19 protein-coding genes and 1 riboswitch are annotated in these 25904 nt (G+C 70.2%); of the genes, 8 read left to right on the top strand and 11 right to left on the bottom strand.

Going from position 1 to position 25904, the window contains the following annotated elements; genetic code table 11:
* Positions 1-46: 46 nt before the first annotated feature.
* Complete coding sequence (locus ACFU53_RS24570; protein ID WP_383996218.1) at positions 47-2962, bottom strand: GNAT family N-acetyltransferase; 2916 nt, start codon at positions 2960-2962, stop codon at positions 47-49.
* Positions 2963-3152: 190 nt separating this feature from the next.
* Here ACFU53_RS24570 and ACFU53_RS24565 point away from each other — a divergent pair, with 190 nt between their 5' ends.
* Positions 3153-3434 carry an HPr family phosphocarrier protein gene (locus ACFU53_RS24565; RefSeq protein WP_383996215.1) on the top strand — a complete coding sequence of 94 codons (282 nt, stop codon included), beginning with the start codon at positions 3153-3155 and terminating at the stop codon, positions 3432-3434.
* A 168-nt stretch (positions 3435-3602) separates the two neighbouring features.
* On the opposite strand, the gene ACFU53_RS24560 is transcribed toward ACFU53_RS24565, so the two are convergent.
* The 4 genes from ACFU53_RS24560 to ACFU53_RS24545 all read right to left on the bottom strand — a co-directional run bounded on the left by ACFU53_RS24560 (position 3603) and on the right by ACFU53_RS24545 (position 8454).
* Positions 3603-4307, bottom strand: coding sequence for a GntR family transcriptional regulator (locus ACFU53_RS24560; RefSeq protein WP_383996213.1), 705 nt, complete (start codon positions 4305-4307; stop codon positions 3603-3605).
* Between the two features lie 190 nt (positions 4308-4497).
* Positions 4498-5286: a M23 family metallopeptidase gene (locus ACFU53_RS24555; RefSeq protein WP_383996210.1), complete on the bottom strand. Its 789-nt coding sequence runs from the start codon at positions 5284-5286 to the stop codon at positions 4498-4500.
* A 13-nt stretch (positions 5287-5299) separates the two neighbouring features.
* Positions 5300-5472: riboswitch (cyclic di-AMP (ydaO/yuaA leader) on the bottom strand.
* A gap of 202 nt (positions 5473-5674) precedes the next feature.
* Entirely contained in the window at positions 5675-7063 is a 1389-nt protein-coding gene (locus ACFU53_RS24550) for a M16 family metallopeptidase (protein ID WP_383996207.1), read from the bottom strand.
* Entirely contained in the window at positions 7060-8454 is a 1395-nt protein-coding gene (locus ACFU53_RS24545; protein ID WP_383996251.1) for a M16 family metallopeptidase, read from the bottom strand. The genes ACFU53_RS24550 and ACFU53_RS24545 overlap by 4 nt, the downstream gene beginning before the upstream one ends.
* Before the next feature lie 371 nt (positions 8455-8825).
* Between ACFU53_RS24545 and ACFU53_RS24540 the strand changes: the two genes are divergently transcribed.
* Positions 8826-11282: a DNA topoisomerase (ATP-hydrolyzing) subunit A gene (locus ACFU53_RS24540; protein WP_383996204.1), complete on the top strand. Its 2457-nt coding sequence runs from the start codon at positions 8826-8828 to the stop codon at positions 11280-11282.
* A gap of 66 nt (positions 11283-11348) precedes the next feature.
* Here ACFU53_RS24540 and ACFU53_RS24535 read toward each other — a convergent pair whose 3' ends face one another.
* Positions 11349-12473: a CobW family GTP-binding protein gene (locus ACFU53_RS24535; protein ID WP_383996201.1), complete on the bottom strand. Its 1125-nt coding sequence runs from the start codon at positions 12471-12473 to the stop codon at positions 11349-11351.
* Positions 12474-12842: 369 nt separating this feature from the next.
* On the opposite strand from ACFU53_RS24535, the gene ACFU53_RS24530 reads away from it, so the two are divergent.
* The 5 genes from ACFU53_RS24530 to ACFU53_RS24510 all read left to right on the top strand — a co-directional run bounded on the left by ACFU53_RS24530 (position 12843) and on the right by ACFU53_RS24510 (position 17539).
* Positions 12843-13391 carry a DUF6082 family protein gene (locus tag ACFU53_RS24530; protein ID WP_383996198.1) on the top strand — a complete coding sequence of 183 codons (549 nt, stop codon included), beginning with the start codon at positions 12843-12845 and terminating at the stop codon, positions 13389-13391.
* 152 nt (positions 13392-13543) lie between these two features.
* A complete protein-coding gene (locus tag ACFU53_RS24525; protein ID WP_033525166.1) occupies positions 13544-13780 on the top strand; it encodes a hypothetical protein in 237 nt (78 codons plus the stop codon).
* A gap of 199 nt (positions 13781-13979) precedes the next feature.
* Entirely contained in the window at positions 13980-14918 is a 939-nt protein-coding gene (locus ACFU53_RS24520; RefSeq protein ID WP_383996196.1) for a sucrase ferredoxin, read from the top strand.
* 174 nt (positions 14919-15092) lie between these two features.
* Positions 15093-16862, top strand: coding sequence for an ATP-binding protein (locus tag ACFU53_RS24515; RefSeq protein ID WP_383996192.1), 1770 nt, complete (start codon positions 15093-15095; stop codon positions 16860-16862).
* Positions 16859-17539 (top strand): response regulator, encoded by a 681-nt coding sequence (locus ACFU53_RS24510; RefSeq protein ID WP_383996189.1) that lies wholly within the window; start codon positions 16859-16861, stop codon positions 17537-17539. The genes ACFU53_RS24515 and ACFU53_RS24510 overlap by 4 nt, the downstream gene beginning before the upstream one ends.
* A 76-nt stretch (positions 17540-17615) precedes the next feature.
* Here the strand turns inward: ACFU53_RS24510 and ACFU53_RS24505 are convergent, their stop codons facing one another.
* The 3 genes from ACFU53_RS24505 to ACFU53_RS24495 all read right to left on the bottom strand — a co-directional run bounded on the left by ACFU53_RS24505 (position 17616) and on the right by ACFU53_RS24495 (position 22157).
* Positions 17616-19208: a cation acetate symporter gene (locus ACFU53_RS24505; protein WP_383996186.1), complete on the bottom strand. Its 1593-nt coding sequence runs from the start codon at positions 19206-19208 to the stop codon at positions 17616-17618.
* Complete coding sequence (locus ACFU53_RS24500) at positions 19205-19744, bottom strand: DUF485 domain-containing protein (protein WP_383996183.1); 540 nt, start codon at positions 19742-19744, stop codon at positions 19205-19207. Before ACFU53_RS24500 ends, ACFU53_RS24505 begins: the two co-directional genes overlap by 4 nt.
* A 292-nt stretch (positions 19745-20036) precedes the next feature.
* Complete coding sequence (locus tag ACFU53_RS24495; protein WP_383996180.1) at positions 20037-22157, bottom strand: type IIA DNA topoisomerase subunit B; 2121 nt, start codon at positions 22155-22157, stop codon at positions 20037-20039.
* A gap of 467 nt (positions 22158-22624) precedes the next feature.
* On the opposite strand from ACFU53_RS24495, the gene ACFU53_RS24490 reads away from it, so the two are divergent.
* Positions 22625-22855, top strand: coding sequence for a hypothetical protein (locus ACFU53_RS24490; RefSeq protein WP_013000244.1), 231 nt, complete (start codon positions 22625-22627; stop codon positions 22853-22855).
* A 135-nt stretch (positions 22856-22990) separates the two neighbouring features.
* Here the strand turns inward: ACFU53_RS24490 and ACFU53_RS24485 are convergent, their stop codons facing one another.
* Positions 22991-23806, bottom strand: coding sequence for a S1 family peptidase (locus ACFU53_RS24485; protein WP_383996177.1), 816 nt, complete (start codon positions 23804-23806; stop codon positions 22991-22993).
* A gap of 145 nt (positions 23807-23951) precedes the next feature.
* Positions 23952-25493, bottom strand: a complete 1542-nt coding sequence (locus tag ACFU53_RS24480; protein WP_383996174.1) for an RNA polymerase sigma factor — start codon at positions 25491-25493, stop codon at positions 23952-23954.
* Positions 25494-25904: the final 411 nt, after the last annotated feature.

The following is a 25904-nucleotide window of genomic DNA, read 5'->3' as shown; positions in this document are numbered from 1 at the left end:
CGTACGGGGTCCGCGCGCCGTCGCCGGCATCGCGCACGCGTTGGCCTCAGTACACCGGAAGCGTCCTCGGGCCGAGGTCGTCGCGGGCGGGCGGGCGCGCGAGCCGGACGGTGGCGCCGAGGACGCTCAGCCCGTGCGGGGCGACGACTACGGGCTCCAGGGAGACCGCCACGACCTCGGGGTGGTCGTCCACCAGTCGGGAGACCCGCAGCAGCAGCTCCTCCAGCGCCTCCGTGTCGACCGGGGCGGAGCCCCGCCAGCCGAAAAGGAGCGGTGCCGTCCGGATCGACCGGACCAGCGAGGCCACGTCCCGCTCGGTGGCCGGGATCAGGCGGTGTGCCATATCGCCGAGCAGCTGCGACGCGGGCCCGGCGAGCCCGAACGAGAGCACCGCTCCGGCCGCCGGGTCCACCACCGTCCGCACGATCGTGTCGACTCCGCGCGGAGCCATGCCCTGCACGACCGGACGCAGCTCCTCGGGCCCCCCGAACAGCTCCGTCAACTCCGCGTACGCCCGTCGCAGTTGCTCCTCGTCCGCCAGGTCGAGCCGTACGCCGCCCAGGTCGGCCCGGTGCCTCAGGTGCGGGGCGGTCGTCTTGAGCGCGACGGGGTAACCGATGGCCTCCGCGGCCCTCGCCGCCTCGTCGGGCGTGGGCGCGGGCCACGCCTGCCGTAGGCGAATGCCGTAGCCGGCGAGCAGCGCGCTTGTCTCCTCCGCCCCGAGGGTGAGCCCCTCACCCCTGGCCAGCAACGCGTCGATCTGCTCGGCCGCCCCCTTCTCATCGATGTCCTCGTACCCGGGCACCCGCCCCGGCTCCGCCGCCTCCCGCCGCCACTGGGCGTAGTTCACGGCTTCGGAGAGAGCACGAACGGCCCGCTCGGCGGCGGGGTAGGCGGGGATGAGGTGCGCCTCGACGAGGGGTTGCGTCGCCTCTTCGGCCGCCCCTGCCTGCAGCGCCGTCCCGGCCCCTTCGGTTCCCTCGGTGGGCAATCCTTCCGCAGGGCGATGAGGGTCCCCCCGCTCGAGCGAAGCCGAGAGTGAGGGAGGGTGGGCACCGCCTGCAGCGCCGGGGGCCTTCTCACCCACCTGTGGCGCCGTACTGGCCGCAGCCGACAACGCCTCGGCGAGCCCACCCAACTCGACGTGCACAACCAGCACCGGCTTGGACGGATTCGCGGCGGCAGCCGACCGCAGCGCCTCGGCCAGCGCCGCGTCACCCGGCGACGTCTCCCCCAGCGCCGGTATCGCCGTCACCACCACCGCGTCGCACGAGTCGTCGGCCAGCGCCCGCGACAACGCCGCGTAGAAGTCGCGCGCCGAGGCCGCGGTCGTCAGGTCCAGCGGGGGCAGCGGCCGCAGCCCCTCGGAGAGACACGCGTCGTACGTGAGCATCCCCAACGACTCGGAGTTCCCCAGAATCGCCACCCGCGGTCCCGCCGGCAGAGGCTGCCGGGCCAGCAGCAGCCCCGCGTCGACCAGTTCCGTGATCGTGTCGACCCGGATCACCCCGGCCTGCCGCAGCAGCGCGGACACGGTGGTGTGAGGCAGCCGGGTGGCGCGCACGGCATGCCCCAGGGGCGCGGAACCGTGTCGCGCCCCCTGCACCACCACGAGCGGCTTGACCGCCGCCGTGCGCCGGGCGAGGCGGGTGAACTTGCGCGGGTTGCCGATCGACTCCAGGTACATGAGGACGACGTCGGTGTCCGGGTCCTCGTACCAGTACTGGAGGACGTCGTTCCCCGACACGTCCGCGCGGTTGCCGGACGACACGAAGGTCGAGACGCCCGTGACGCCGGTGACCCCTCCCCCACGCCGGTGCAGCCGGGACAGCAGGGCGATCCCGATGGCGCCGGACTGGGCGAAGAGACCGATGCGCCCGGAGCGCGGCGTCTCGGGGGCGAGCGAGGCGTTGAGCCGTACGTCGGGGGCTGTGTTGATGATCCCGAAGGCGTTCGGCCCGATGATCCGCATGCCGTACGTGCGCGCCTGGCGCACCAGTTCGCGCTGGCGCTCGCGTCCGTCCGGGCCGCTCTCGGCGTACCCGGCGGAGACGACCACGAGCCCCTGCACGCCGTGTTCACCGCACTCGGCGACGACTTCGGGGACGTACGCGGCGGGGACGGCGACGACCGCGAGGTCGACGGGTCCCTCGATGTCGGTGACGGACCGGTGCGCGGGCACCCCGGCAAGTTCCTTCTCGTCCTCCCCGAGGGCCTTGTTCACCGCGTACAGCCGCCCGGTGAAGCCGGCGCCCAGCAGATTGGCGAGCACGCTGCGGCCCACTCCGCCCGGCGCGCGCCCGGCGCCGATGACGGCGACCGAGCCGGGGGCGAGCAGCCGCTGGACGGACCTGGCCTCGGCGCGCTGCTCCCGCGCGCGTTGCACGGCTAGGGAGCGGTCGGTGGGCTCCAGGTCGAACTCCAGGCGTACGACGCCGTCCTCGAAGCTTCGCTTCTGCTGGTACCCGGCGTCGGTGAACACCTTGATCATCTTGCTGTTGGCGGGGAGCACCTCGGCGGCGAAGCGTCGGATGTCGCGCTCGCGGGCGACGGCGGCGATGTGTTCGAGGAGGGCGGAGGCGACGCCGCGGCCCTGGTGGGCGTCCTGGACGAGGAAGGCGACCTCGGCCTCGTCGGCGGGGGCGGACGCGGCCATTCCGTCGGCGCCGATGCGGTCGTAGCGTACGGTGGCGATGAACTCGCCGCCGACTGTGGCGGCGAGCCCCACCCGGTCCACGAAGTCGTGGTGCGTGAAGCGGTGGACGTCCTTGGCGGACAGGCGAGGGTAGGGCGCGAAGAAGCGGTAGTACTTCGACTCGTCCGAGACCTGCTCGTAGAAGCTGACAAGACGCTCGGCGTCATCGACGGTGATGGGCCTGATGCGTGCGGTGCCGCCGTCGCGCAGCACCACGTCGGCCTCCCAGTGGGCGGGGTACTCGTGCCGGTCCGACGAGGTCTGCATGGGCCCCAGAGTACGGCTCGCGTACGACAACGGCGCGGGGCAGCCTGGGGAAGCACAACAGAAGCGCGACAGCCGGTTCGTGGCCAGGCCGTGGGCCCGTTCCGGTACGTCGCACCATATGGGAAACTGGTCTAGACAACCTGGTCTAGACCTCTCTCGAGTAACCGAGAAACCTGAAGGGCAGCATCACATGGCTGAGCGCCGCGTCAACGTCGGCTGGGCCGAGGGCCTCCACGCCCGCCCCGCATCCATCTTCGTCCGGGCCACCACGGCCTCCGGTATCCCCGTGACGATCGCCAAGGCCGACGGAAACCCCGTCAACGCGGCCTCCATGCTGGCGGTCCTGGGCCTCGGCGCCCAGGGCGGCGAGCAGATCGTGCTCTCCTCCGAGGCCGAGGGCGCGGACGCCGCGCTCGACCGCCTGGCGAAGCTCGTGGCTGAGGGGCTCGAGGAGCTCCCCGAAACGGTCTGAGTGACCGGGTAGAGAAAGCGGAAAGGCCTGAAAGGCCACCCGCACACACACCGAAGGGCTCGTCAGATTTATCGGGCGAGCCCTTCGCCTTTTCGCCCTGTTTTCGTTCTGTGGGCAGCAGAAAAAATGCCCCTCGAAATTCTTCCCTCTTTGTATACGGCTTCCGTGTTAATGCCGCAGGCTCGGCATGTTTACGGGGCGTTGCGAAGTCCTCACACGGTCCGGGCGCTCCGCCCCGCCGGCCCCGCCCGGAAATCGGAGCCGGTGCGCGGCGGTGGCACGCTCGGTGTGCAGGGACGTGATCGTCCGGGCCCGGTCGCCGTCGCCGCGCGCGACCGCGTCCACGATGCCGCCGTGCTCCGCCCAGGACTCCACGGGATTGGCCGGCGCCTCGATCGCGTACATCCAGGCGATCTTGTGCCGCAGCTGGGCGAGTGTCGAGGTCAGGGCGGGGCTGCCGGACGCCTGTGCGAGCGTCTCGTGGAACCAGCCACCCAGGGAGCGCAGATCCTCGCTGTTGCCCCTCCTGGCCCGCTCCTGGCCCAGTCTGACCAGGCCGCGCAGCACCTTGAGATGCGCCTCCGTGCGGCGCTGCGCGGCGCGGGCGGCGCCCAGCGGCTCCAGCAGCATGCGCATCTCCAGCAGGTCGGCGGCCTCCTGCTCGGTCGGCTCGGCGACGCACGCGCCGGCGTGCCGGCGGGTCACCACGAAGCCCTCGGCCTCCAGCGTGCGCAGCGCCTCGCGCACGGGGACCCGGCTGACGCCGTACCGGCGAGCGAGCAGTTCCTCGGTGAGACGGCTGCCGCGCTCGTAGACACCCGCGACGATGTCATCACGGATCGCCGTGCATACCGAATGCGCCGGAATACGCATGACCGACCTCCGCCTTAATCCCCGTGAAACGTCGATGATTGACGTGTGTTCCAGCGACTCTATTGCAGCGAGCCGGAATTTCCGATGGCGGGCCGGAATCCAGGGATATTTTTTGGACAGGAGGTACGTCACAACGCGGAAAGCCCCGGCTCGGTGAGCCGGGGCCTCCTGGGAAGCGTCGAGCGGTGCGTCAGACGTTCACGCCGTGCGAGCGCAGGTACGCGGCGGGGTCGATGTCCGAGCCGTACTCGGCCGTCGTCCGTGCCTCGAAGTGCAGATGCGCGCCGGTGACGTTGCCGGTCGCCCCGGAGAGGCCTATCTGCTGGCCGGGGGTGACCGTCTGGCCGACGGAGACGCCGATTGACGACAGGTGGCCGTACTGCGTGTACGTGCCGTCGGTCATCTTGATGACGATGTTGTTGCCGTACGCGCCACCCCAGCCCGCCTCGACGACGGTGCCGGAGCCGACCGCGTGGACGGCGGTGCCGGACGCGGCGTGGAAGTCGACGCCGGTGTGGCTGCCGGAGGACCAGACGGCGCCGCCGGCCTTGTAACCGGTGGAGATGTACGAGCCGTTGATGGGGGAGACATAGGTGTTGAGGCGCTCGCGCTCGGCCGCGCGGGCGGCGCGGGCCTTGATCTCCTCGCGCTCCTTGGCGACGGCACGTTCCTGCTCGGCCTTCTCGGCGGCGGCCTTCCTGGCCTCCTCCTGCGCCTTCTTCTTGACCGCGGCCACCTCGGCGGCCTGCTGCTGGGCGGCGGCCTGGGCGTCGACCTGATCGGCGACCGTGTCACCGAGGACGATGATCTGGTTCAGGCCGGTCTGCTCGACGGCGGGCTCCTCCGCGGCGAGCGCGGGAGCGGCCAGGGTGCCGATGACACCGGTGGTGGTGAGAGCGGCGACGCCCACGTTCCTCGTGGTCGTGCGCTGCACACGGCCGGGACGGCGGTGCTTCCCGGGGGCGCGGGTGAACGCCATGAAGTGGCTGGTCCTTTCCTTCCTTCTCGCCTACCGGGTTAGCTGACGGGTTCGGAGCAGGAAGGTCTCCTACGGCTGCCCCTCGTTTCGCGTCGCTCGCGAAGGGCACCCGATTCACCCCAGGGACTGCAGTGGGTCCCCGGCTCCCCTGGCTCGCGCCATGCGGGGACTCGGCGATGACTGTCCGGTGCCGCGGCTGCGGCGAACTTCTGACGAACAGCCGGACTGACGCTAAGTGGGCCGTCTTCGAAATAACAAACGGATCACAGGTTTTGTTAAGTACGCCACAGGTCAGACACACAACCTCCGCCATCAATACGGACAAAGGGGAGCCCTGGTGACTCTTCAGTCACCAGGGCCCCACAGGCCCGCGTCCTCTGTCCGATTTCTACTCGGCAGGTACGACGGTGACTTCACCGATTCCGAGGGCCCTGACCGGCTCCTCGATCTGCGCGGCGTCCCCGACGAGGACGGTCACCAGACGGTCCACCGGGAAGGCGCTCACGGCGGCCGCCGTGGCCTCCACCGTGCCGGTGGCGGCGAGTTGGCGGTACAGCGTCGACTGGTAGTCGTCCGGCAGGTACTGCTCGACCTGGTCGGCCAGCGTGCTCGCCACGGCCGCGGCCGTCTCGAACTTGAGGGGGGCGACCCCGACCAGGTTCTGCACGGCGACGTCACGCTCGGCGTCGGTCAGGCCCTCGGCGGCGAGGGTGCGCAGCACCGTCCACAGGTCGTCGAGCGCCGGCCCGGTGTTCGGGGTGTCGACGGAGCCGCTGATGGCGAGCATCGCCGTGCCCGAGCCGTCGGGGGCGGAGCGCAGCGACTGGCCGAACGCGCGCACACCGTAGGTGTAGCCCTTCTCCTCGCGCAGCACGCGGTCCAGGCGCGAGGTGAGGGTGCCGCCGAGGCAGTAGGTGCCGAGCACCTGGGCCGGCCACACGCGGTCGTGCCGGTCGGCGCCCACCCGGCCGATGAGCAACTGGGTCTGGACGGAACCGGGGCGGTCCACGATGATCACGCGCCCGGCGTCGTCGGCGCTCACCGACGGCACGGGGCGCGGCTTGGCCGGGGAGCCGGTCCAGGCGCCCAGGGTCTCGCCGAGCAGCGCGTCGAGATCGACTCCGGTGAGGTCGCCGACGACCACGGCGGTGGCCGTCGCGGGACGCACGTGCCGCTCGTAGAAGGCGCGTACGGCCGCGGAGTCGATGCCCTCCACGGTCTCCTCGGTGCCCTGGCGGGGCCGCGACATGCGGGACGTGGCCGGGAACAGCTGCTTGTAGAGCTCCTTGGCGGCCCGGCGGCCCGGGTTGGCGGTCTCGTGCGGGATCTCGTCGAGCCGGTTGGCCACCAGCCGCTCGATCTCGCTGCCCTCGAACGCGGGGGCCCGCAGGGCGTCGGCGAGCAGGCCGAGCGCCTTCGCCAGCCGCGACACGGGCACTTCGAGGGACAGACGCACGCCGGGATGGTCGGCGTGCGAGTCGAGGGTGGCGCCGCAGCGCTCCAGCTCGGCGGCGAACTCCTCGGCCGTGTGCTTGTCGGTGCCTTCGGAGAAGGCCCTGGTCATGATGGTGGCGACGCCGTCGAGGCCGTTCGGCTCGGCATCCAGGGGCGCGTCGAGGAGGACCTCCACGGCGACGACCTGCTGGCCGGGGCGATGGCAGCGCAGCACGGTCAGGCCGTTGTCCAGAGTGCCGCGCTCGGGCGCCGGGAACGCCCAGGGCCTGGCCTCGCCGGCCTGGGGCTGCGGGTGGAAGTCCATGGTCGCGAGCTCGGTCACTTCGCCGACTCCTCGTTCTCGTCGGTGGTTTCGGCGGCCTCCGCCTCGGCGGCTTCCTCTTCGCCGGCTTCCTCTTCGCCGGCTTCCTCTTCGCCGGCGACGGGCTCATACACGAGCACCGCGCGATTGTCGGGCCTGAGGCGCGCCTTGGCGATCTCCTGGACCTCGTCGGCCGTCACCTCGAGGACGCGGTCGACGGCGGTGAGGGCGAGCTTCGGGTCGCCGAACAGGACCGCGTACCGGCACAGTTCGTCGGCGCGGCCCGCGACCGTGCCGAGCCGGTCCAGCCACTCGCGCTCCAACTGGGCCTGGGCGCGCTCCATCTCCTCCTCCGTGGGGCCCTCCGCGGCGAACCGGGCGAGCTCCTCGTCGACGGCGGCCTCGATGACGGGCACCTCGACGTCACCGGAGGTCTTCACGTCCAGCCACGCCACGGAGGGGGCGCCGACCAGCCGCAGCAGGCCGAACCCGGCCGTCACGGCCGTGCGGTCACGGCGTACGAGCCGGTTGTAGAGGCGGGAGGACTCGCCGCCGCCGAGGATCGTGAGCGCCAGGTCGGCCGCGTCGCACGCGCGCGTGCCGTCCTCCGGCAGCCGGTAGGAGGCCATCAACGCGCGCGCGGGCACGTTCTCCTCGATCACCTCGCGCAGCTGCTCGCCCATGACGTCGGGCAGCGCGCCGTTCCGGGGCTCGGGCTTGCCGTCGTACGAGGGGATGGAGCCGAAGTACTTCTCCACCCACGCGAGTGTCCGGTCCGGGTCGATGTCGCCGACGATCGACAGGACGGCGTTGTTGGGCGCGTAGTACGTCCGGAAGAACTGCTGGGCGTCCTCCAGGCTGGCCGCCTCCAGGTCGTCCATCGAGCCGATCGGCGTGTGCCGGTAGGGGTGGCCCTCCGGGTAGGCCAGGCGGAAGATCTTCTCGAAGGCGGTGCCGTACGGCACGTTGTCGTACCGCTGCCTGCGCTCGTTCTTGACGACGGCCCGCTGGTTGTCCAGGTTCTTCTGGTCGAGCGCGAGCAGCAGGCTGCCCATGCGGTCGGCCTCCAGCCACAGCGCGAGCTCCAGCTGGTGGGTGGGCATGGTCTCGAAGTAGTTGGTGCGCTCCCAGCTGGTGGTGCCGTTCAGCGAACCGCCCGCGCCCTGGACCAGCTCGAAGTGGCCGTTGTCCTTCACCTGGCCCGAGCCCTGGAACATCAGGTGCTCGAAGAGGTGGGCGAGGCCCGTACGACCCTCGACCTCGTGGCGCGAACCGACGTCGTACCAGAGGCACACCGCGGCGACCGGGGTCAGGTGGTCCTCGGAGAGCACCACGCGCAGGCCGTTGCCCAGGCGGTGCTCCCTCACTGTCAGGCCTTCGGAGCCGGCCTCGGCTGTGGCCGTGTGACCCATGGGCATGTACGTCCCTTCGATCGCTGTGCTGTGGTCGCGGGATCCGTCGTGGAATCGTCGCGGAAACCGCTGTTTTCCTGCCGGTCCTGCCACTGTATGCAAGCGCGCGGGACCCTGGAGAAGTTCCCGGGGGTCGTACGCCGAGAGCGAGACCCGGGTTGCGGCCGGCGGTCACTGGTTAAGGTCGGCGCACGCTGTTGACGTGGCGGCTCGGGAGGTCGTGCCCGGCGGTCGGCGCCGGGTCGTGTCGGGGTTGTCAGTGCGGCAGTCCACAATGGTGCGCGTCAGATCCCGTTCACGTCTCGGTGAGAGTGAGCCGGAGACGTGAGCGCCCCGTAGGTGAGCGACCAGAAAAAGAGGAGCCGGCAGCGATGGCCCGCCGCAGCACGAAGACCCCGCCGCCCGACGACGCGTTCGAGGAGCGGATCCTCGACATCGACGTCGTCGACGAGATGCAGGGCTCCTTCCTGGAGTACGCGTACTCGGTCATCTACTCCCGAGCCCTGCCGGACGCCCGTGACGGTCTGAAGCCGGTGCACCGCCGGATCGTCTACCAGATGAACGAGATGGGCCTGCGTCCCGACCGCGGCTATGTGAAGTGCGCCCGCGTCGTCGGCGAGGTCATGGGTAAGTTGCACCCACACGGCGACTCCTCGATCTACGACGCCCTGGTGCGCCTCGCCCAGCCCTTCTCCATGCGGCTCCCCCTGGTCGACGGCCACGGCAACTTCGGCTCGCTGGGCAACGACGACCCGCCGGCCGCAATGCGGTACACCGAGTGCCGGATGGCCGACGCGACGAGCCTGATGACGGAGTCGATCGAGGAGAACACGGTCGACTTCTCCCCGAACTACGACGGTCAGGAGCAGGAGCCGGTGGCCCTGCCCGCCGCCTTCCCGAACCTGCTGGTCAACGGCGCCTCCGGCATCGCCGTCGGTATGGCCACCAACATGCCCCCGCACAACCTGAGCGAGGTCATCGCGGCCGCCCGCCACCTCATCAGGTATCCGAACGCCGACCTGGACACGCTGATGAAGCACGTCCCGGGCCCCGACCTGCCGACCGGCGGCCGGATCGTCGGTCTCTCCGGGATCAGGGACGCGTACGCGACGGGCCGCGGCACCTTCAAGATCCGCGCCACGGTGACGGTGGACAACGTGACGGCCCGCCGCAAGGGCCTGATCGTCACCGAACTGCCGTTCACCGTCGGCCCGGAGAAGGTGATCGCCAAGATCAAGGACCTGGTCGGCTCGAAGAAGCTGCAGGGCATCGCCGACGTCAAGGACCTCACCGACCGCTCGCACGGCCTGCGTCTGGTCATCGAGATCAAGAACGGCTTCGTGCCGGAGGCCGTCCTGGAGCAGTTGTACAAGCTGACGCCGATGGAGGAGTCCTTCGGCATCAACAACGTGGCCCTGGTCGACGGCCAGCCCCTCACCTTGGGCCTCAAGGAGCTCCTGGAGGTCTACCTCGACCACCGCTTCGAGGTCGTACGGCGCCGCTCGGAGTTCCGCCGCGGCAAGAAGCGCGACCGTCTTCACCTGGTCGAGGGTCTGCTCACAGCGCTGGTCGACATCGACGAGGTCATCCGTCTGATCCGCTCCAGCGACAACTCCGCTCAGGCCAAGGAGCGCCTGATGGAGCGCTTCTCCCTGTCGGACATCCAGACGCAGTACATCCTCGACACCCCGCTGCGCCGCCTCACCAGGTTCGACCGCATCGAGCTGGAGTCCGAGAAGGACAGGCTCAACGCCGAGATCGCCGAGCTGACCCGGATCCTGGACTCGGACGCGGAGCTGCGCAAGCTGGTCTCCGGCGAACTGGCCGCGGTGGCCAAGAAGTTCGGCACCGAGCGGCGTACGGTGCTGCTGGAGTCCTCGGGCACCCAGGTGGCCACTGTTCCGCTCCAGGTGGCGGACGACCCGTGCCGGGTGCTGCTGTCGTCGACGGGGCTGCTGGCCCGTACGGCGGGCGGCGAGCCCTTCGCGGCGGACGAGGACGGCAAGCGCGCCAAGCACGACGTCATCGTCTCGGCGGTCCCGGCGACGGCCCGGGGCGAGGTGGGCGCGGTGACCTCCACCGGCCGCCTGCTGCGCCTGAACGTGGTCGATCTGCCGCAGCTGCCTGACACGTCGGCGGCACCCAACCTGTCGGGCGGCGCCCCGCTCGCGGAGTTCCTCTCCCTCCAGGACGGCGAGACGGTCATCTGTCTGATGACGCTCGACGAGTCGTCGCCGGGGCTGGCCATCGGCACCGAGCAGGGTGTCGTCAAGCGCGTGGTCCCCGACTACCCGTCCAACAAGGGGGAGCTGGAGGTCATCACGCTCAAGGAGGGCGACCGGATCGTCGGCGCCGTCGAGCTGCGCACCGGCGAGGAGGATCTGGTCTTCATCACGGACGACGCCCAGTTGCTGCGTTACCAGGCCTCCCAGGTCCGCCCACAGGGCCGCCCGGCCGGCGGTATGGCCGGCGTCAAGCTCACCGAGGGCGCCAAGGTCATCTCCTTCACGGCCGTCGACCCGGCCGCGGACGCGGTCGTCTTCACGGTGGCGGGCTCCCGCGGCACCCTCGACGACTCCGTCCAGACCACGGCCAAGCTCACCCCGTTCGACCAGTACCCCCGCAAGGGCCGCGCCACGGGCGGTGTCCGCTGCCAGCGGTTCCTCAGGGGCGAGGACTGCCTGTCCATCGCCTGGGCGGGGCCGGTCCCGGCCCGCGCCGCCCAGAAGAACGGCACCCCGGCCGACCTCCCGGAGATGGACCCGCGCCGCGACGGCTCGGGCGTGTCCCTGGGCAAGACGGTGTCGTCGGTGGCGGGGCCGGTGTGAGCGGAGGTCTTCACAGGCAGGCCTAGTCGGAGGATTCCTCGGCGACGCGGTTCAGAGGCTGTCGTACTAGGCCTCGGGCACGTCGGGTTCCTCGGCCTCCGCCTCCCGCACGTAGCGGAGGACGCCCCACATGCTGTGCTCGTCGGCGTGTGGGGCGTCGTCCTTGCACGCCTCCAACTCCTTGCTCAGGGCCGGGGCGTCGATACCGGCCCCGATGAGCACGAGCTGGCTGAGACGGCGGTCGCCCTCGTCACCGTCCGCCCAGGGCTCGGGGCGGAATCGCAGGAAGCGCCCGACGGCGTGCACGGCGTAGCGGTTCCTGGCGTCGTGCGGTCCGAAGTCGACGTACCCCTTGATGCGGTAGAGCCCTTCGGACCTGCCGTCGAGGAACTCCATGAGCCGCCGGGGGTTGATCGGGACGTCGGCGACGAAGGCGACGCTGTCGTAGCCGGTGTGCAGATGGCCGACGTGATCGTCCCCCTCCTCCTCATCGTGCCCGTCGTGGCCGTGCCGATGGAGGTCGTCGAAGGAGAGCTGGCCGATGCGCTCCTCGGAAGGCCGGCAGTCGAAGAGGAACTCGGGATCGATACGCCCGTAGGTGGCGGGCACGACGGCCGCACGGTCACTCAGCGAGCGGACGAGCGACAGGACTCGCTCCCCGTCCTCGGCCCGGTCGAGCTTGTTCACGACGACGAGGTCGGCGACGGCGAGATGCCGGTCGATCTCGGGATGCCGCTGCCGGGTCTCCAGGAACTCGGCCGCGTCGACGACCTCGACGAGCCCGCCGTACACCACCCGGGGATTCTCACTGGCGAGCACCATCCGCACGAGCTCCTGCGGCTCGGCGAGCCCACTCGCCTCGATGACGACGACGTCGATCCCGGCGGCGGGCTCGGCGAGCCGCTCAAGATAGACATCCAGCTCACTGGCGTCGACGGCACAGCACAGACACCCGTTGCCCAGCGACACGGTGGAATCCCCGAGCGCCCCGGCCACCGCCATCGCGTCGATCTCGATCGCCCCGAAGTCGTTGACGACGGCACCGATACGGCTGCCGCCACTGCGGTGGAGGAGGTGATTGAGCAGGGTCGTCTTTCCGGAACCGAGGAACCCTGCGAGGACGACGACGGGAATCTGCGGCGACCCCTGCGGACTCGGCCCCGGACCCTGACTCGACGACTGGCTCAACACGCGCCCTCTCTCACACCGTTGCGTGCGCCGGCTCGCGGCCGGCCACCGCACGAGGTCGGCTCATGGACCGGCTCTCACCGGAACGCCGCAGCTCCCGTACGTCCATTGACTGCCGCTCCAGGATACGAGTGGGGGCGAGCGCCCCGTGGAGTGAACGATTGTCAGCGGCGCCCGCGGGGCACACGTTGAGCATGGCGCCGGTTCGCGCGACCCGCACATCCCTCCGTGCGCCCTCCTCTCCGCCTCCCAGCCGACCAGCGGCGCTCGGCGACACTGAGAGGCGGCAAGCGCCGCCCACCGCTCGCCGGTCCCCATCCCGTCGACCCGCACCCGACGACCGGCGGACGGCCGCCTGAACCGGGGGTTGACATGGCCACACAGAATCTTGGGGCACGGGGACTCGGCCCCGCCGCAGCCGCGGGTTTCGCCTTCGCGGTGGGAGCGCTGGGCGCATTCGTCGTGGAGCGGCGCATCAGCACCGTGCTCCGGCGCCTGGAACGGCTGGAACGCGAGACGGAACAGCGCGCGGCACTGATCGCCTATCAGCGGCACAACTTCGACCTGGTCATGAAGGCGGCCGCGGACCCGACGCTGCTGCCCGTCCTGAACGCCTACGAGGAGGAACTGCCCACCGACAGGCAGCGGCAGTACCTCTTCGCCAATCTCCTCTACACGCACGTTCTGCAGGGCTACCGGGTGGGCGTCTTCAGCCGGGCCGAGTTGTACGGGCACCTCCGCGGCATCTTTCAGAGCGCCCTGATGCGCGACTACTGGGCTGCCACGCGCCACCACCGGTCAAGCCTGAAGGAGGGTTCGGAGGAGTCGGAGATCGGCAAGATGGTCGACGCCCTGATCGGCGACCTGGAGGACGCGAGCACGGACGAGTGGTGGGTCGTGGGCGAGCCGCCCACCGAATGAAGCCCGCACCCCCCACGGCGCTCGCCCCACACAGCGCGACCCCCAACTCTGGCTTCACTCCATCGCACCTTCGATGCATGCGCATCAACCGGCTTCATGAGGCTAAGTTGGCCCCGCTCGTATCACTACTCATGACCCAAGGATCGAACCCGTTGAAAATCGTGCGCCGCATCGGTGCGTCGCCCCGCGAGAGGGGCAGTGCCGCGGGGCAGACGTGCCCAGATATCTTCGAACTGCAAGACGGTAATTTCGCAGTAATCGGTACAGATCGGACAGAAAAGCTCGACCCCGAGCTTCCTGCCGACGCCTCGCGCGCTGACTACGAGAGGATCGTGGTCATCAGCCGCGAGACTCTCATCCGGGCAAAGTCGGACATCCCCGACGCCTGATCCTGAACGGGGGCTCGCCTGCACTACAGCGCGGGCCCCTCGCGCCGCCGACCCGCGACGGCGCGGGCCGCGATCTCGGTCCGGCCACCTCGGCGCACTCCGCCCCCCAGGTCCCGTATACGCCCCTTGTGGACCCCCTTTGCACCCCTTCAGCCCGGCCGGAATTCGCTCGCGCGCAACTCAGGTTAGGCTCACCTCTGTGAGTACGTGCACATCCGCGTCCCGACACCTCGGCGAGCCTCTCGCGGGGACCGCCGCCACGGCGAGGACATGGCTGTTGCTGGAACAGCCGGGCCCCTGGGGCGTCAAGGCGCTCACTTCGAGCCACCTCGACCCCGCGCTCGGCCGCGCCCTCGAAGCCGCGGCGGAGGGAACCGACGTACGCGTGGCGCTCGTCCGACGCCCCGGCCGCCACGCGGACTGCCGCGAGGTCCGCGAGCGCCATGTGTACGTGGCCCACACCGCGCCCGGGAACGTCTGGCTGCACAGCGCCATGACCTCCGCGCCCGAGCGACTGCTCGATCTCGACTTCGCCGCTCTCGGCCGGGGCGACCATGACACCTTCGGGGCAGTTCTGCGGGGCCGGCCCCACACCGGCGCCCCCCTCGCGCTCGTCTGCACCAACGGCAAGCGCGACCGCTGCTGCGCCCTCCTCGGCCGGCCGCTCGCCGCCGAGCTGGCCGCCTCCGGAGTCGAGGGCACCTGGGAGGTCACCCATCTGGGTGGTCACCGCTTCTCCCCCACCCTGCTCGTGCTGCCTTTCGGATACGTGTACGGCCGCGCCGAGGCCCATCACGTCAAGGAGGTCCTCCAAGGCGTACGGGAAGGCCGTGTCGTCACCGAGGGGTGCCGCGGGAGCTCCGCCTGGGAGCGCCCCGGACAGGCGGCCGAACTGGCGGTGCGCACGGAGACGGGCGAAGAGGCGGCCGACGCCCTCACCGTCCTGCGCACGGACGGTGATGCGCCCCACTGGGACGTGACCGTCGTCCACGCCGACGGTCGGCGCTGGACCGTCGCCGTCTCCCAGGGCGCCGCCCAGCCGCCCCGCCCGGAGAGCTGCGGCTCCCCGCTGGGCTCCCCGGCGAGGATGGACGTGCTGACCGTACGAGAGCTCTCACCGGCCGCCCTCGCCCGCTGACCGACCGGCGGCCCGTCGCGGCGGAGCCTGCGGCCGCTGCGGCCGTCGGTCCAGGCCACAGGTCACCCAGCCCCAGCTCCGGGCGGCCCCGTCGCCATATCAAACACCTGGCGCCTGAGATCCACGCCACACCCCACTACGACCGCCCCGCCCCGTCCACGTACCGTCATGGGTATGAGCCCCACTCCCCCCGCACGCCGCCTGCGTCTCGGTATGCCGCGGCGAGTGTTCTCGCAGGTCCTGCTGATGCAGGTGGCGATCGCCGCCGGTGTCGCCGTCCTCGCGACCGGGCTGTTCCTCGCGCCGCTCAGCGAACAGCTGGACGACGAGGCGATGCGCCGTGCCCTCGCGATCGCGCAGACAACTGCGGCCCAGCCGCAGATCGCGGAGGACCTGGGGTCGACGAAGCCGTCCGTGGACGGCCCCGTGCAGGTCGAGGCCGAGCGGATCCGGAAGGCCAGCGGAGCCGAGTACGTGGTCGTGATGGACAGCGTCGGGGTGCGCTGGTCGCACCCCGACCCGGCGGAGATCGGCGGGCTCGTCTCGACCGACCCGCGCCGCGCCCTGGCCGGGGACGAGGTCATGGAGATCGACTCCGGGACCCTGGGGCGCTCCGCCCGGGGCAAGGTGCCGCTGCGTGACGCCGACGGGAAGATCGTCGGCGCCGTCTCGGTGGGCATCGAGTACGACAGTGTGCGCGCCCGGCTGATCCACGCGATCCCCGGGCTCCTGGCGTACGCCGGCGGAGCCATGGCGGTCGGGGCCCTGGCCGCGTATCTGATCTCCCGGCGGGTTCACCGCCAGACCCGTGACCTGGCCTTCTCCGACATCGCGGGGCTGCTGGCGGAGCGCGAGGCGATGCTGCACGGTATTCGGGAGGGCGTGGTCGCGCTGGACCGCGCCGGGCGCGTACGCCTCCTGAACGACGAGGCGCGCCGACTGCTCGGGATAGGCGACGAGGCGGTCGGCAGGTCGCTCGACGACGCGCTCGGCCCCGGCCGTACGACCGATGTGCTGGCCGGCCGGGTCACGGGCACCGATCTGCTCACCGTGCGCGGTCAGCGTGTGCTGGTCACCAACCGCATGCCCACGGACGACGGGGGCGCCGTCGCCACCCTGCGCGACCGCACCGAACTGGAACAGCTCGGCCGCGAACTCGACTCCACCCGCGGCCTGATAGACGCCCTGCGCGCCCAGGACCACGAGCACGCCAACCGCATGCACACGCTCCTCGGCCTGCTCGAACTGGAGATGTACGACGAGGCCGTGGAGTTCGTCGGCGAGGTGGTCGGCGACCACCGGGCGACCGCCGAGCAGGTCACCGAGAAGATCCACGATCCGCTGCTCGCCGCGGTACTGGTCGGCAAGGCGACCGTCGCGGCCGAGCGCGGAGTGGCTTTGTCGATCGCGGGCGGCACGATGCTGCCGGACCGGCTGATCGACCCCCGTGGGCTGGTCACCATCGTCGGCAACCTCGTCGACAATGCCCTGGACGCCGTCGCCGGCACGCCGCACGCGCGCGTGGAGGTCGATCTGCGGGCCGAGGGGCGTACGGCTACCCTCCGCGTACGCGACACGGGCCCCGGAGTCCCGCCCGACAAGCGGGAGTTGATCTTCACGGACGGCTGGTCCACCAAGGCGCCGCCGGCCCATCGCGAGCGCGGCATCGGGCTCTCCCTGGTGCGCCGGCTCGCCGAGCGGCAGGGGGGCAGCGCCCGGGTCACGGAGGCGGCGGGCGGCGGCGCGGAGTTCACCGTCGTACTGCCCGACGCACTCGCGGAGCCGGGCCTGGTGACGCAGACCTCCGCCCTGGCGCTTACCTCTACGGCACCCGACGACAAGCCGGCTCGGCAGGACGAGCCGACGTCCGGCCGCGACGGGCGCCCGGGCCCCGAGCGGGAGCCCGAAGCCGCCATCACAGCCGCCGACAAGGAGTCGCGATGATCGAGGTCCTGATCGTGGACGACGACATCAGAGTCGCCCGCGTCAACGCCGCCTACGTGGAGAAGGTCGCCGGTTTCCACGTCGCCGGCGTGGCCCACAACGCGGCCGAGGCGCTGCACCAGTTGGAGGCGCTGCCCCACGTGGACCTGGTCCTCCTCGACCACTATCTGCCGGACGACACGGGCCTCGTGGTCGTCCAGGAGATGCGGCATCGGGGCCACCAGACCGACGTGATCATGGTGACGGCGGCTCGCGACGTCTCGACGGTCCAGGCCGCGATGCGCCAGGGCGCGCTCCAGTACCTGGTCAAACCGTTCGCGTTCGCCGGCCTGCGGGCGAAGCTGGAGGCTTACGCGGAGCTGCGGCGCACCCTGGACGGCGGCGGCGAGGCCGAACAGGCGGAGGTGGACCGGATCTTCGGCGCGCTCTCGGCGGGCGGCGAGCCCGACCTGCCCAAGGGCCACTCCCCCACCACCACCGAGCTCGTACGCCGTGCCCTGATGACCGCCGAGGGCGCGCTGTCCGCCCAGGAAATCGCCGAACGGACCGGCCTGAGCCGCCAGACCGCCCAGCGCTATCTGAAGCTCCTGGAACGCACGGGACGGGCCCGGCTGACCCTCAAGTACGGCGACGCCGGCCGCCCGGAGCACCGCTACGAGTGGGCGACCCGTCCCTGAGGATCCCTCGAAGCGCCTCCCACGCGCTCCGAGCGCCCTTCTGAAGCCCGTACGCCGCTGAACGCACCCCCGGCCGTCACACCGCCCCCGCGCCCGTCAGCGACCGCACCTCGGTCTCCGCGTGCTTGGCCGCGTCCGGCGGCTCGGCCGACATGACCGTGCCGAGCCAGCCCGCGAGGAAGCCCAGGGGGATGGAGACGAGACCCGGGTTCTGCAACGGGAAGTACTGGAAGTCGACGCCGGGGAACAGCGAGTCGGCGCTCCCCGACACGACGGGCGACAGCAGCACGAGACCCACGGAGGGGACCAGTCCGCCGTACACGGCCCACACCGCGCCACGTGTGGTGAAGCCGCGCCAGAACAGCGAGTACAGCAGTACGGGCAGATTGGCGGAGGCGGCGACCGCGAAGGCGAGGCCGACGAGAAAGGCCACGTTGAGGTCCTTGGCGAGCAGCCCGAGCCCGATCGCGACCACGCCGATACCGACGGCGGCCGTGCGCGCCACCGCGACCTCGCTGCGCGGCTTCGATCGCCTGCGTCGCAGGGACGCGTACAGGTCATGGGCGACGGACGCCGACGAGGCGAGGGTGATACCGGCGACGACCGCGAGGATCGTCGCGAAGGCGATGGCGGCGACGACCGCGAACAGAACCGTTCCGCCAGTGGAGTCCGCGCCACCGCCCAGATCGAGGGCCAGCAACGGCACCGCCGTGTTGCCGGCCGCGTTGGAACCCCGTACGGCCTCCGGGCCGACGATGGCGGCCGCGCCGAAGCCCAGCACGATCGTCATCAGATAGAAGCCGCCGATGAGGCCGATCGACCAGACCACCGAGCGGCGTGCGGCCCGCGCGGTGGGCACCGTGTAGAAGCGCGACAGGATGTGCGGCAGCCCTGCCGTGCCCAGCACCAGGGCGAGTCCGAGGCTGATGAAGTCGAAGCGCGCGACCCAGTCACCGCCGTACTTCAACCCTGGCGCGAGGAACGCGTCGCCATGTCCGCTGCGCTCGGCCGCCGTCCGCAGCAACTGGTCGAAGTCGCCGTGGAACCGCACCAGTACGAGCACGGTCAGCGCGATCGCACCGCCCATCAGCAGGACGGCCTTGACGATCTGGATCCAGGTGGTGGCCCGCATCCCTCCCAACGACACATAGACGACCATGAGCGCGCCGACCCCGATGACCGTCCAGGCCTGCGCCGCCTCGCCCTCTCCCCCCAGCAGCAGCGCGACGAGGGTGCCCGCTCCCACCATCTGCGCGACCAGATACAGAACGGACACGGTCACCGAGGAAGTTCCCGCCGCGATCCGCACCGGCCGCTCGCTCATCCGCGCCGCGACCACGTCGGCGAGCGTGAACCGCCCGCAGTTGCGCACCAGTTCGGCCACCAGGAAGAGGACCACGAGCCAGGCGACCAGGAATCCCACCGAGTAGAGCAGCCCGTCATACCCGAAGAGCGCGATGAGGCCGGAGATACCGAGGAAGGAGGCGGCGGACATGTAGTCGCCCGCGATGGCAAAACCATTCTCCATCGGCGAGAACAGTCGCCCGCCGGCGTAGAACTCCTCCGCCGAGCCGTGCCGATTGCGGCTCACCCACGTCGTGATGCCCAACGTGACCGCCACGAACGCGCTGAACAGCAGCAGCGCCAGCGTCTGATGGTCGGCTGTCACCGCTCGCCCCCTCGGACGCCGCGCGTCAACTCCTGGGTGTCCCAGCGCAGATCGAGAGCCGCCCGGTCCCGGCGCAGCCTGGCGTGGCGCGCGTACGCCCAGGTGAACAGGAACGTCGTGAGGAACTGCCCGAGCCCCGCCAGCATCGCCACGTTCACCGCGCCCGCCACCGGCCGTGCCATCAGCTCCGGGGCGGTGGTCGCCGTCACCACGTACGCCACGTACCAGCTGAAGAAGACGGCGACGCCTGGGATCACGAACCTGCGGTAACGGCTGCGCACCTCCTGGAAGGCGGCGCTCCGCTGAACCTCCAGATAGACGTCCGCCGCGCCCCCGCCCCGGCTCTCCCGCACATCGGCCACGACCGGAGCCGGCCCGCCCGTGCCGTCCAACTCCCCCCAGCCGGAGGCCAACGCGTCGTACCAGGGATCGTCGAACCGCACGTCCGCGCTGGCGAGGCCGTGCCCCTCGTGCTGCTCAACCGGGCTCTCAGAACCACCCCCGCGTCGGCGGGGACGGCCGGTGCTTGACTGCATGCCCAAGCATGGACAGAACGGAAAGACTTCCGACGCACCTCTTCACGATTCTTCACCCCATCAGGTGAAGCACCGGCCAGCCTCCCCCACCCGAGACGGAAGACACGAACCCGGACAGCCGTGTACGCGCTGAACGCGCACCCCGACGGCAGGGCAGCCGCGTCCGGCGAGAAGGGGGCAGGCCGGGGGGGGGCAGCCCGCAGCCGCCGGCACGTCAACAGCACACCCCCCGGCGCGCCCCCGACCCACCCACCGAACCGAAGACGCACCCGGCCAAAGCCCAGCGCAGCGGCTACGCGTCGATGCGCGAGCGGTCAAGCGTGGCCGCCGAGCTGGAGATGAACTCCTTGCGCGGCGCGACGTCGTTCCCCATCAGCAGATCGAACACCTGCTCCGCCGCCTCCAGATCCGACAGGTTGATCCGCCGCAGCGTCCGGTGCCTCGGATCCACCGTCGTCTCCGCCAGCTGGTCCGCGTCCATCTCGCCGAGGCCCTTGTAGCGCTGGATGGAGTCCTTGTACCGGACACCCTTGCCCTGGAACTCCAGCAGCTTGTCGCGCAGCTCACGGTCCGAGTACGTGTAGACGTACTTGTCCTGCCCCTTCCTGGGCTGGACCAGCTCGATCCGGTGCAGCGGCGGCACGGCGGCGAAGACCCGTCCCGCCTCGACCATGGGTCGCATGTAGCGCTGGAAGAGCGTGAGCAGCAGGCACCGGATGTGCGACCCGTCCACATCGGCGTCGGTCATCATGATGATCTTGCCGTAGCGCGCCGCGTCGATATCGAACGTACGCCCGGACCCGGCCCCTATGACCTGGATGATCGCGCCGCACTCGACGTTCTTGAGCATGTCCGTCACGGATGACTTCTGAACGTTGAGGATCTTGCCCCGGATCGGCAGCAGGGCCTGGAACTCGGAGTTCCGCGCGAGCTTCGCCGTGCCGAGCGCCGAGTCGCCCTCGACGATGAACAACTCGCTGCGCTCGACGTCGTCGCTGCGGCAGTCGGCGAGCTTGGCGGGCAGGGACGAGGACTCCAGGGCCGTCTTGCGGCGCTGCGCGTCCTTGTGCTGACGTGCGGCGATACGCGTACGGGCGGCCGCGACGGCCTTCTCCATGACGACCCGCGCCTGAGCGGCGGCGTCCCTCTTGGTGGAGGTCAGGAACGCCTTCAGCTCCTTGGCCACCACCTGAGTCACGATGCGCCGGGCCGCCGAGGTGCCGAGGACCTCCTTGGTCTGACCCTCGAACTGAGGTTCGGCGAGACGCACGGTGACGACGGCGGTGAGGCCCTCCAGGGCGTCGTCCTTGACGACGTCGTCCTCGGCGACGCGCAGCATCTTCTTGGCACGCAGCACCTCGTTCATGGTGGCGGCCACGGCCTGCTCGAAGCCCGCGACGTGGGTACCGCCCTTGGGGGTGGCGATGATGTTCACGAACGACTTGAGGGTCGTGTCGTAGCCGGTCCCCCAGCGCATGGCGACGTCGACGCCGAGCTCACGGGTGACCTGGGTGGGCGTCATCTGGCCGTGCTCGTCCAGGACGGGCACGGTCTCCCTGAAGGTGCCCTGCCCTGAGAAGCGGAGGACGTCGCAGACCGGCTTGTCGGAGGCCAGGTACTCGCAGAACTCGCTGATGCCGCCGTCGAAGCGGAACGACTCCTCACCCTTGCTGCCGCCCTCTCCGAGGCCGACCTCGTCACGGACGACGATCGTCAGTCCGGGCACGAGGAAGGCGGTCTGACGGGCTCGCTGGTGCAGGTGCTCCAGCGAGAGCTTGGCGTCCTTGAGGAAGATCTGGCGGTCGACCCAGTAGCGCACGCGCGTGCCGGTGCGCGTCTTGGGGATCCGCTTGCCCTTGCGCAGCCCACCGGTCTCGAACTTGGCGTCCGCGCCGTTGCCCGCGAAAGCGCCGGGCACGCCACGCCGGAAGCTGATGGCGTGGGTGCTGCCACTGCGGTCGACCTCGACGTCCAGACGGGCGGAGAGGGCGTTCACCACGGAGGCGCCCACACCGTGCAGACCGCCGGAGGCCGCGTACGAGCCGCCACCGAACTTGCCGCCGGCGTGCAGCTTGGTCATGACGACCTCGACGCCGGACAGGCCGGTCTTGGGCTCGATGTCGACCGGGATGCCCCGGCCGTTGTCCCGCACCTCGACGGAGGCGTCGTCGTGGAGGATCACCTCGATGTGGTCGCAGTAGCCCCCGAGGGCCTCGTCCACGGAGTTGTCGATGATCTCCCAGAGGCAGTGCATCAGGCCTCGACTGTCAGTCGAGCCGATGTACATGCCGGGGCGCTTCCGCACGGCCTCGAGCCCCTCGAGGACGAGCAGGTGCCGCGCGGTGTAGTTGGAACCGTCCCGGTCTGCTCCGGTCAGCAGCGCTGTGGACGGCACGGACGTATCGGCGGTCACGCGGTTCGCTCCTCGCTGAATTTCAGGTAGGGCCCATTTGGGTAAGGGGCCGGGCTCTGTTGCCGGTCCGAGGGTACCGAGGCCTGGTAGAGCCGTTGTAACGCCACCCTCGTCCGAAACTCAGAGTAGTCCAGCGTCGCATACACGTTCGATCCCTCGATGGGGTGAAGTACATATCACGTTCCCTTCGGGGCATGAACCATTTAGGCTCCGGGCACGTCCTCATGAACAACCGGCAACCCAGCCGGGAGGACCGTACAACCGAATGAACAACCACCAGAACCACCCACAGCCAGCGCGAACCCGTACGACACGAAGACACGCACTACGGCTCATTCGCCGCCAACCGGCAGCAGACAGCCGGCCCGGAAAGATTTTTTCGAGTTAAAGCCGCGAGCGGGAACGTTTTCGGCCTGGTTGGATGTTGACCCTGGTACGACAGCTCGTCGAGCTAGAGAAGAGGCGACGTGACTACTGTTCTGACCCCCGCGACCCCGCTGACGGCCGCTGACCGATGCGACCGCTGCGGCGCCCAGGCCTACCTGCGCGTCGTCCTGCTGAGCGGTGGAGAGCTGCTGTTCTGCGCCCACCACGGCCGCAAGTTCGAGCCGGAGCTCAAGAAGATCGCCGCGGAGATACAGGACGAGACGGAGCGGCTCACGGCTGCTCCCGCGACCGCAGAAGAGGACGAGCGCTGACGCTTCGCACCTACGACGAGCCGCCACCGGCTCGAGGCCGGTGACCGGGCGGCCACTCCCGTACACACGGGGTGGCCGCCCGCTCTCGTACCGCACACACCATGGCGCACGCCGCGTACTGCGCCTCGTGCCGCCTCAGCGGCTCCGCGCCAGCATCCGGGCCACATACGAGCCCCTGGTGTAGACGCCGGGATTCCCGGCGAGCCCACAGCCGCTGCCCCACGACACGAGCCCGATCAGCTTCCCTTGGGCGACCAGCGGCCCTCCGCTGTCCCCCTGGCAAGCGTCCCGGCCGCCGTTCTGCTCCCCGGCGCACACCATGGAGCCGGACAGGTATCTGCCTTCCGCGCTGCCTGGATAGGCCCTCTCGCAGACGGCGTCGGCCAGCACCTTCACCGGCGCGGCCCGCAGACTCCGCGCATAGTCGCCGGCACCAGTGGTGTCTCCCCAGCCGTAGACCGCGGCCGGCGTGCCCGGCACGTACACCGCGTCACCGGCCCCCGCCAACCCGAGGACGGAGTTCTCGGGCAGCGGTGAGGCGAGGGTCACCACCGCGAAGTCCCCGGCGTTCGTATAGGGGTCGTACTCCGGATTGACCCAGGCGCCGCTCACCGGGATCTCCTGGCCCTCAGCCGACGACAGCTCGGCGCGGCCCGCGATGATCCTCAGATCGGCGACGCGTTCCGGGGGACCGCCCAGCACGTCCTCACTGAGGCAGTGGGCGGCCGTCAGGACGGTGGAGCGGCCGACCACCACACCGCCGCAGAACTGCCCGGCCCGCGTACCCCCGAACCGGTCACGACTGGACAGCGCCACCGTCCAGGGCGCCTGGGAGATCTCGACCGGATGACCGCCGATGACGACCTCGGCCGACGCCGGAGGCGGTGACGCCAGCGGTATGACGGCCGTGGCGGCCGCGACAGCCAGCAGTCGGACGAACGATCGACGCATGCGCGCTCCTCACTCTGGGAAATGGATGGCACACCCAGAGTGATCTACCAGGTCGGCTTCCGCATGCCGCACACACGCCGAAGGCCCGGCTCCTTCGGGGGAACCGGGCCTTCGGGACCGACCGTGCGGGCGGGTGCCGTGCTACCTAGTCGAGGTAGTCGCGCAGGACCTGCGAGCGGGACGGGTGGCGCAGCTTCGACATCGTCTTGGACTCGATCTGGCGGATGCGCTCACGCGTGACGCCGTACACCTTGCCGATCTCGTCGAGGGTCTTCGGCTGACCGTCGGTGAGACCGAAGCGCATGGAGACGACGCCCGCCTCGCGCTCGGAGAGCGTGTCGAGGACGGAGTGCAGCTGCTCCTGCAGGAGCGTGAAGCTGACCGCGTCGGCCGGGACGACGGCCTCGGAGTCCTCGATGAGGTCACCGAACTCGCTGTCGCCGTCCTCGCCCAACGGGGTGTGCAGCGAGATGGGCTCGCGGCCGTACTTCTGGACCTCGATGACCTTCTCGGGAGTCATGTCGAGTTCCTTGGCCAGCTCCTCCGGGGTGGGCTCGCGGCCCAGGTCCTGGAGCATCTGGCGCTGGACGCGCGCGAGCTTGTTGATGACCTCGACCATGTGCACCGGGATACGGATGGTGCGGGCCTGGTCGGCCATGGCACGGGTGATCGCCTGACGGATCCACCAGGTGGCGTACGTGGAGAACTTGTAGCCCTTGGTGTAGTCGAACTTCTCGACCGCGCGGATCAGACCGAGGTTGCCCTCCTGGATCAGGTCCAGGAAGAGCATGCCGCGACCGGTGTAGCGCTTGGCCAGGGAGACCACCAGACGAAGGTTGGCCTCCAGGAGGTGGTTCTTGGCGCGGCGGCCGTCCTCGGCGATGATCTCCAGTTCGCGCTTGAGCTTGGGCGCGAGCTTGTCGGCGTTGGCCAGCTTGTCCTCGGCGAACAGACCGGCCTCGATGCGCTTGGCGAGCTCGACCTCCTGCTCGGCGTTGAGCAGCGGGACCTTGCCGATCTGCTTGAGGTAGTCCTTGACCGGGTCGGCGGTGGCACCGGCGGCGGCGACCTGCTGGGCGGGCGCGTCGTCCTCGTCCTCGTCGGACAGCACGAAACCGGCGTTCTCGGTGCCCTCGGGCTCCTCGCCGGGCTTGCCACCGGCGGTCTCCTCGACGACCTCTTCGTCGGCCAGCTCGACGTCGTCCTTCTTGGCGGTGGTCTTCTTGGCCGCCGTCTTCTTGGCGGCGACGGTCTTCTTGGCGGGGGCCGCCTTCTTGGCGACCGCCTTCTTGGCGACCGCCTTCGTGGCGGGTGCGTCCTCGGCGGAGGCATCGGCCGCGGGCACCGCGGGAGCGGTTGTGGCGGTGGCCTTCTTGGTGGTCACCGTCTTCGCCGCGACCGTCTTGGTGGCGGTGCGCTTGGCCGGACTCTTCGCTGCGACGCTCTTTCGGGTGCGCTTGGGCTCCGCGGCACTGACCATCAGCGTCACACCCTCTTCCTCGAGGATCTGGTTGAGGCTGCGCAGTACGTTCTTCCACTGAGTGGCCGGAATCTGGTCAGCTTCGAAGGCCCGACGCACATCGTCGCCGGCGATCTGCCCCTCAGCCTTTCCCCGCTCAATGAGCGCCATGACAGAGACGGACTCGGCGATCTCCGGCGGGAGCGTACGGGATGTGCTGGCCGACACGAACAACCTCTCGGAACGTTGGAAAACGGCTTCCGGCCCCGTCCACTGTGGACAGGAGCCGACCACCGGCTTGGGAGTGGGCCGACGGTGCGGGCGGGGGCCGGGAAGATGCACAGCGCCCTGAACGGCGTCCGTATTCCCTCCGCGGCTGTCACCTCTTAGGTCATCGCGCTGTTCCCGCGAGCGTTACGCCCAATCTGCGTGGCCCGAGTCACACCCCGTAAGCACTCAAAAGCGGTCAGATAATGCCAGAGGTAATCGATCAAGGCCACAACCGGTTCTGCTTGGACGGGTACCCGAACGATTCCCGAACGAACTCCTCAATGCGGATCACCATCTCCGCTGGAATCCGACCCCCCTCTCCGGGGTCGCGCGGTCGCGCGGGGACTCACCGTTCCCGCCGGGGCCCAC

The organism is Streptomyces sp. NPDC057474 (assembly GCF_042802555.1).
Taxonomy (GTDB): domain Bacteria; phylum Actinomycetota; class Actinomycetes; order Streptomycetales; family Streptomycetaceae; genus Streptomyces.
This window is presented reverse-complemented; position numbering and strand designations above follow the sequence as displayed.